Origin of the sequence: Ameyamaea chiangmaiensis (assembly GCF_013376175.1) — a bacterium.
Classification (GTDB): Bacteria; Pseudomonadota; Alphaproteobacteria; order Acetobacterales; family Acetobacteraceae; genus Ameyamaea; species Ameyamaea chiangmaiensis.
This window is the reverse complement of record NZ_JABXXR010000133.1, coordinates 1-7,295: the sequence shown is the minus strand read 5'-3', so window position 1 is coordinate 7,295 and position 7,295 is coordinate 1. Positions and strand designations below refer to the sequence as shown.

General features: G+C 68.0%; 5 protein-coding genes, 1 tRNA gene and 2 pseudogenes. 2 read left to right on the top strand and 6 right to left on the bottom strand.

All coding sequences use genetic code 11. The features are described from left to right. Both HUK82_RS13005 and HUK82_RS13000 read left to right on the top strand, forming a co-directional pair. A pseudogene (locus HUK82_RS13005) lies at positions 1-464 on the top strand (c-type cytochrome biogenesis protein CcmI); the annotation flags it as partial. Continuing rightward, the gene (locus HUK82_RS13000) at positions 461-754 is read left to right on the top strand and encodes a hypothetical protein (protein ID WP_176614367.1); all 294 of its coding nucleotides are present in this window, start codon (positions 461-463) and stop codon (positions 752-754) included. The pseudogene HUK82_RS13005 and the gene HUK82_RS13000, both read left to right, overlap by 4 nt. 286 nt (positions 755-1,040) lie before the next feature. On the opposite strand, the gene HUK82_RS12995 is transcribed toward HUK82_RS13000, so the two are convergent. The 6 genes and pseudogenes from HUK82_RS12995 to HUK82_RS12970 form a co-directional block, all read right to left on the bottom strand. Then, a tRNA-Glu gene (locus tag HUK82_RS12995) sits at positions 1,041-1,116 on the bottom strand. Positions 1,117-1,213: 97 nt separating this feature from the next. Further along, entirely contained in the window at positions 1,214-3,028 is a 1,815-nt protein-coding gene (gene recJ, locus HUK82_RS12990; protein WP_176614366.1) for a single-stranded-DNA-specific exonuclease RecJ, read from the bottom strand. 24 nt (positions 3,029-3,052) lie between these two features. Further along, positions 3,053-4,051, bottom strand: a complete 999-nt coding sequence (glpX, locus tag HUK82_RS12985) for a class II fructose-bisphosphatase (protein ID WP_176614365.1) — start codon at positions 4,049-4,051, stop codon at positions 3,053-3,055. 56 nt (positions 4,052-4,107) lie between these two features. Beyond that, positions 4,108-5,418: a homoserine dehydrogenase gene (locus HUK82_RS12980; protein ID WP_176614364.1), complete on the bottom strand. Its 1,311-nt coding sequence runs from the start codon at positions 5,416-5,418 to the stop codon at positions 4,108-4,110. Then, the gene (locus HUK82_RS12975; protein WP_176614368.1) at positions 5,415-6,638 is read right to left on the bottom strand and encodes an LL-diaminopimelate aminotransferase; all 1,224 of its coding nucleotides are present in this window, start codon (positions 6,636-6,638) and stop codon (positions 5,415-5,417) included. Before HUK82_RS12975 ends, HUK82_RS12980 begins: the two co-directional genes overlap by 4 nt. Before the next feature lie 125 nt (positions 6,639-6,763). Continuing rightward, positions 6,764-7,295 (bottom strand): annotated as a pseudogene (locus HUK82_RS12970) (hypothetical protein); the annotation flags it as partial.

Here is a 7,295-nt window from a genome sequence, read left to right as displayed (position 1 = left end):
GCTGGCGTGTCTGGGTCGCCCTGACCCTGATCCCCGTGGCCGCGCTGGCGCTCTATCTCACCGAAGGGCATCCCTCCCTGCCCGCCCAGCCGCTCGCGCCCCGCCACGCCGCCGCGGTGCAGGAGGACACACGCACCGACGTTCTGCTGACGCAACTGCGCGCTGGGCTGGACCGGGTGGCGCCCACCGACCCGAACTACGTGCGCGGCTATCTGCTGCTGGGACAGGCGGAGGCGGCGCGCGAACATTATGCTGCTGCCGCTGCCGCATGGCACAAGGCGCTTGATCAGCAGTTCGACCCCGAACTGGCCGCGCGCACGGCCGAAGCCCAGACCCGTGCCGACGGCCGGGTCAGCGCCGACAGCGCCGCCCTGTTCCGACGCGCGCTGGACGCTGCCCCCAAGGACGCCGAATGGCGCATGGCGGCCGAACAGCGCATCGCGGAATCGGAGCATGGCCAATGAGCATGCAACCAGCCCCCACGGCCATCACCCCGTGCCCACTCTGCGGCACGCCGTTGCGAAGCACGGCCGAATCGTGCTCCCGCTGCGGGGCGGTGCGTCAGTTCGGTCCCACACGAGCGGAGTCGATCCGGGGCGCCCTGGTCGGTGCGGTGGCGGCTCCCGCCATTACCGCCATCCTGCAACCCTCGGTCATCGTTCTGGTCTGCGTCGCGATCGCGGGCCTCGTCGGCGGGTTCTACGTCGCGCATGCTCGCCACGGCGCCGATCGCTGGCTACCGCCGTCGCGCTGACCGGGCTCCGGTGGCCATTTACGAAGGCGTGTAAACGAGCGGGGCTGACATGGAAGCCTACGCCGCACCACCTCAAGCACTCAGTCGCCTCGTGGTTCGCTATGGACCGGGTGCCGCTCGATCAGGCTGCCGACTGGCTCGCGACTGACCCGACGGCGCCGCGGCGCGTTTGTCGAAAATTCGACCAGGCCTTATCTCAGGAGCATTGCTGATGATTTTGAGTTGCCGTGGTCCATATGGACCATAACAATGCCTACGGATAACCTAGAAAACCTAGCGTTATCACTGGCGTCCCGTACGGGATTCGAACCCGTGTCGCCGCCGTGAAAGGGCGGTGTCCTAGGCCTCTAGACGAACGGGACAGAGGCGCGTTGTTGGAGCGGTGAGTATCGCACCCCCAAGGGTGGGTCAAGGTGCCCGGACGTAATTTTCCAACTGCTCCGCCGAATAATGCCTCGCTTACGCAAGGGCGGCGTCGTGGATGAAAAAGCCGATGCTTTCACGCCCGTTCCACTGCTCCGCCCGCAGCCAGCCCGCGACATGCAGCAACGGCGCCGCGCGATCCTCCAGCGCCGGCGTGAAAGGCTTGTCCTCCGCGCGAAACAGCAGCGCCTTGACGCGCGTCCCGCCCGTTGCGGACTCCAGCAGGACACGCAACGTGTTGCCGTCGCGGCCGATGCGGTCCGCCTTGACCACACGCACCCGGGACAGAACCATCATGGGTTCGTCATGCCCGGCGCCAAAGGGCGCCAGACGCCGCAGGTCGGCAGCCAGATCGATCGTGGCGCCACGACCGGCCAACACGCCATCGACCAGAACGTCCACCGCGGGCGGCAACGCACGCGCGTCGGTCAGACGTTCGTCCAGAAACGCGTGAAACGCTTGGGCCTTGTCCACCGACAGTGAAAAGCCCGCCGCCATCGCATGACCACCACCGGTCAGCAAAAGCCCGTGCGCATGGGCCGCGAGAATAGCCGAGCCGATGTCCAGCCCAGGGACCGAACGCGCCGACCCCTTGATCACGCCGTCCGCCTCCGCGCCCACAAGCGCGGGTCGGTTGAACCGCTCCTTTATCCGTCCGGCCACAATCCCGACCACGCCGGAATGCCAGGCGCTGCCATGCACGAACAGCACCGCACGGCCTTCGTCGCGCTGCCGCCCGGCCTCTTCCAGCGCAGGATCGAGAATGGCGCTCTCGACCGTCTGCCGCCGTCGGTTGATGGCATCCAGCCGCTCGGCCAGAACGCGGGCCTCACCCTCGTCCGTGGACAGTAATAGACGTACGCCCAGATCGGCTTCGGCGATCCGCCCGCCGGCGTTGATACGGGGGCCCAAGGCAAAGCCGCAACTGAAGGCATCGGGCGCGTTCAGAACGCCGGCGACGTCCAGCAGGGCCGCGATACCGACACGCTGGCGCCCGCGCATCACCTTGAGTCCCTGCGTCACCAGGGCCCGGTTGAGGCCGTTCAGCGGCATGACGTCACAGATCGTTGCCAGAGCCACCAGATCCAGCAGGCCCAGAAGATCGGGCGGCGGCGTGTCCGCGAACCGGCCCGCGCGACGCAACGCGCGCAGCAGGCCGACGCAGGTCAGAAAACTCAGCGTCGCGGCGCAGATCATGCCATGGCCGGAGGCACAGTCCGGTCGGTTCGGGTTGACCACGGCCGTGACCCTCGGCAGCGGCCCCTCGGCCTTGTGGTGGTCCAGCACCACCACATCGGCCCGACGAGCCGCGTCGTTCAGGATCGTCGGAGCCGTCGTGCCACAATCGACACAGACCACAAGGGTCGCACCGTCGTCGATCAGCCGAGCCAGCGCACCTGCATTAGGTCCATACCCTTCGGCCAGCCGATCGGGAATATGGACCCGCACGTCACACCCGAGCGCGCGCAGCACAAGCGTCAGGATGGCGCTGGCGCACGCCCCGTCGACGTCATAATCGCCGAACACCGCAACCGTCTCGCGGGCGGCGACAGCGGCGACCAGCCGCGCCACCGCCGCATCCATGTCGGCGAAGCGGGATGGATCGGGCAGAAACACCCGCAATGTGGGATCGAGAAAGTCAGCCGCGTGATCGGCGCCGACCCCGCGTGAGGCCAGTATGCGCGCCACGATTTCCGGCAGGCCGGCTCGCTGGGCAATGGCCAGCGCGGTCCGGCCGACACCATCGGGCGCAAGACCATGCTCACGCCACAGCCAGCGCCGGCCGCTCAGGCTCCGTGTCACATTCAGAACGCACGCGTCGTCTTGCGTCTCCAGAACCTCGCTCACCATCACCCCATTCGACGTGGAAGGGCGTCAGCGCGCGCCCCAGGTCTTGATCTCGAAGTTATGGCGCCCTTCGACGAAGCGCACCGTGCCCGACTTGGACCGCATCACGATCGAATGCGTGATGGCGGTGGAGCCCCGACGCCGGATACCACGCAGCAGCGGCCCCGTCGTCACGCCGGTGGCGGAGAACAGGACATCGCCCCGCGCCATGTCCTCAAGTGCCAGCTTGCGGGTCGGATCCTTGCCCGGATCCATCTCACGCGCGCGCGCGATCTGGGTGTCGTCCTCAAACAGGAGACGGGCCTGCATCTGACCCTTGACGCATCGCACGGCGGCAGCGGCCAGAACGCCTTCTGGCGCACCGCCCGAACCGGCGTAGATATCAACCGCACTCTCGTCGAGACAGGCCGCGATCGCCGCCGCCACGTCGCCGTCGGTCAGGAGCATGACACGCGCACCGGCTTCGCGTGCCTTGGCGATCATCTCCTCATGCCGGTCACGGTCGAGCGCGCACAGCGTAACCTCGGACACCGGCTTGCCGAGGGCACGGGCCAGTTCAGTCAGGTTCGTGCCGATCGAGGCGTCCAGATCGACCACGTCGGCCGGCAGATGCGGGCCGACCACGATCTTGTCCATGTAGATGTCGGGTGCATGAAGGAAATTACCCCGCTCCGCCAGGGCGACGACCGTCAGGGCGTTGGGCAGGTTCTTGGCACACAGATTGGTGCCTTCCAGCGGATCGACCGCAATGTCCATCGCGGGACCGCCCGCGCCGACATGCTCGCCGATGAACAGCATCGGCGCCTCGTCCATCTCGCCCTCGCCGATGACCACCGTGCCGTCGATCGCCACGGAGTCGAACGCACGCCGCATGGCCTCGACCGCCGCACCGTCGGCCTCGTTCTTCAGGCCTCGACCGGTCCAATCCGACGAGGCGATGGCGGCGGCCTCGGTCACACGCACCAGCTCGAGCGCCAGATTCCGGTCCGTGGCCTGGTAGGCCTCTCGCTTGCTGCTGCGTGCCATCGTGTCTCTCTCCCGTTTTGCCCTCTCTGGGGCTCTGACTTGCGCGTCGGGCCGGATCAACCGGCCTCGATCCGCAACATCGTGGGCTCCTCAAGGACCACGTCAAGAGCGGATATGCGTGTGCGCGCCGCCAGAATGGCTGCCTCGCGCGTCTCGTGCGTCACGATTACCAGTGGAACGGCGGCCTCCTGTCCGGTGCCCGCGGCACGACCATGCTGCAGAAGACTGCGCACGGACACGACCTCGTCGCGCAGGATCGCGGCGATCTCGGCGATCACGCCGGGTTGATCGCGCACCAGCAGACGCAGGTAATACGCACCGACGAACGACTCCCGCGGCAGGCTGCGCGAGGCGGACAACGCCGTGTCGCTGGCGCCCCAGACCGGAACGGCGGTCCCGCGCGCGACATCGACAAGGTCCGCCACCACCGCCGACGCGGTCGGACCGGCACCGGCACCACGCCCCTCGAGCATCAGGCGACCAACGAACGCGCCTTCGACCAGCACGGCGTTGAACACCCCCTCGACACTGGCGAGCTGGCTGCCTTCGGGCACCAGGCACGGGCTGACCCGCGTCTCGATGCCGTCCGCATGGCGGCGGGCGACGCCCAGCAGCTTGAGACGGTAGCCAAGACGGGCGGCGAACTGCAGATCGAGCGCGCCGATCCCACGGATCCCCTCGACCACGACGGAGCCGAAATCCACCGGCCGCCCGAACGCCAGAGCCGCCAGAATCGCGAGCTTGTGCGCCGCGTCGATCCCATCGACGTCAGTCGACGGATCTGCCTCGGCATAACCGAGCGCCTGCGCCTCGGAGAGCACATCGGCGAAATCCCGGCCCGATTCGCGCATGGTGGTCATGATGTAGTTGCAGGTGCCGTTCAGGATCCCGCCGATCCAGTCCAGCCGATCGCCCGCCAGCCCCTCGCGCACCGCCTTGATGACCGGAATGCCGCCAGCCACAGCGGCCTCGAACATCAGAGGCACGCCCGCGCGCTCCGACAGGCGGGCAAGGTCGGCACCGTGGACCGCCACCAGCGCCTTGTTGGCCGTGACCACCGGTTTGCCGGCCTCCAGGGCCGCCTTGACCAGATCGCGCGCCACGCCCTCGGCGGCGCCGATCAGTTCGACGACCACATCGACGTCCGGATCGGCCGCCAGTGCACGCGCGTCATCGACCCAGCGCACCCCCGACAGGTCCACTCCCCGGTCGCGACCGCGCGACCGCGCCGCGACCGCCACGATTTCAATCGGACGACCTGCCCGTGCGGCAATCAGATCGGCATTCGCGCGCAGCAGTGTCGCAACCCCCGCACCCACCGTGCCAAGGCCCGCGACACCCAGCCGCAGGGCACCTTTCGACGTCACGACGCCACCTCCGGTTTTGCCGGAAGGGCCGGCACCCGCAGGCCCTCGGAAGCAAAGAAGGTCCGTATCGCGCGCGTCGCCTGACGCAGCCGCTGGGTGTTTTCAACAAGGCCTATCCGCACGAAACCCTCACCATATTCACCAAAGCCGAGGCCGGGCGCCACCGCGACGCCCGCCTTGTCCAACAACAGTTTCGAAAACGCGACACTGCCCATGCCCGCGAACGGTTCGGGAATCGGCGCCCAGGCGAACATCGATCCCTCCGGCGACGGCACGTCCCATCCCGCCGCGTGCAAGCCGCGGATCAACACGTCACGGCGCTCCTTGTAAAGCGCCCGCACCTCCGTCACGCAGTCCTGCGAGCCGTTGAGCGCGGCCACCGATGCGACCTGAATCGGCGTGAACGCCCCATAGTCGAGATAGGACTTGATGCGCGTCAACGCCGTGATCAGGCGCGGATTGCCGGCCGCGAACCCCATGCGCCAGCCCGCCATCGAATAAGTCTTGGACATCGACGTGAATTCCACCGCGACGTCCTTCGCGCCGGGCACGGCGAGGAGCGAGGGCGGCGGCGTATCGCCGAAATAGATCTCGGCATAGGCAAGATCAGACAGGATCCACAGCCCCTCGCGCCGGGCGAACGCCACGATCTCGCGATAGAAATCCATCGTCGCGACATAGGCCGTCGGATTGGACGGGAAATTGACGATCAGCGCCGTCGGTTTGGGAACCGAATGCCGCACGGCGCGCTCCAGCGCGCGCAGCATGTCGTCGTCGGGGGTCGCGGGGATCGATCGGACCGAGGCCCCGGCGATGATGAATCCGAACTGATGAATGGGATAGGACGGGTTGGGCACCAGAATGGTGTCGCCCGGGCTGGTGATGGCGGCGGCCAGATTGGCCAGCCCTTCCTTCGACCCCAACGTCGCGATCACCTCGGTCTCGGGGTCCAGCTTCACCTGGAAACGGCGGTCGTAATACCCCGCCAGAGCCTTGCGCAGGCCGGGGATCCCCCGGCTGACCGAATAGCGGTGCGACCGTGGATCAGCCACCGTCTCGACCAGCTTGCGCACGATATGCGGAGGCGTCGGGCTGTCCGGATTGCCCATTCCGAGGTCGATAATGTCCTCGCCCCGTCCTCGCGCCGCGGCCTTGGCCTTGTTGACCTCGGCGAACACATAGGGCGGAAGGCGTCGGATGCGATGGAACTCGTCGGTCATGGCCATGGACACTGTCTTGAACATACCCGTCGGCACGACAGCAAACCGGACGGGCGCTCCGCCGCGCGGAGGGCGGTCATACTACCGACGAATGAACGCGAGGCAACAGAGCACGACCCCGCGCGTCAGGTCACACGGGCATCGTGCCCGAACGCCTCGGCCATCACCCGGATATGCGCCAGCGGCACCCCACGCCCCACCAGCAGGTTTACCAGAGCCTGCGCCCGCAACAGCCCCAGCCGCGTCGCACGCGCCTGATCGGCCGGCGCCACGCCCTCGGCCGAGCCGTATCCATGCACGGTCAGGCTCTGCGTGCGGCCACGGGCGACCAGATCGGCCAGGGTGCTCTCCTGCCCGGAGGCCACGATATCGGTGCTCATCTGAAAGCGCACCAGCGTGCCCGGCGGCTCCGCCAGGGCATACGCGGGCCGCGTCGCGTCGGCGATGGCCGAGTCCGACGCGACCTCGAAGCCGGGAAACTGCGGCGCCGGCGGCGGCGCGGGCGGGATTTGCGGCAGCGGCACGTTGGCGGCGGCCTGTGCGTCAGTCGGGGATTTGACCACGTCGGTATTGAGCGCGGGCATCGCGGTTTCGCCCGGGTGGGCTCTCGCGGCCGACGGCACCGGCCGTGCCGGCGGAGCAGCGCCCGGGGCCAGC

Bases quoted from the DNA above. Each gene is read 5' to 3' on its own strand.
- HUK82_RS13000 (WP_176614367.1), top strand. From the start codon at position 461: ATGAGCATGCAACCAGCCCCCACGGCCATCACCCCGTGCCCACTCTGC.
- recJ (WP_176614366.1), bottom strand. From the start codon at position 3,028: ATGGTGAGCGAGGTTCTGGAGACGCAAGACGACGCGTGCGTTCTGAAT.
- glpX (WP_176614365.1), bottom strand. From the start codon at position 4,051: ATGGCACGCAGCAGCAAGCGAGAGGCCTACCAGGCCACGGACCGGAAT.
- HUK82_RS12975 (WP_176614368.1), bottom strand. From the start codon at position 6,638: ATGACCGACGAGTTCCATCGCATCCGACGCCTTCCGCCCTATGTGTTC.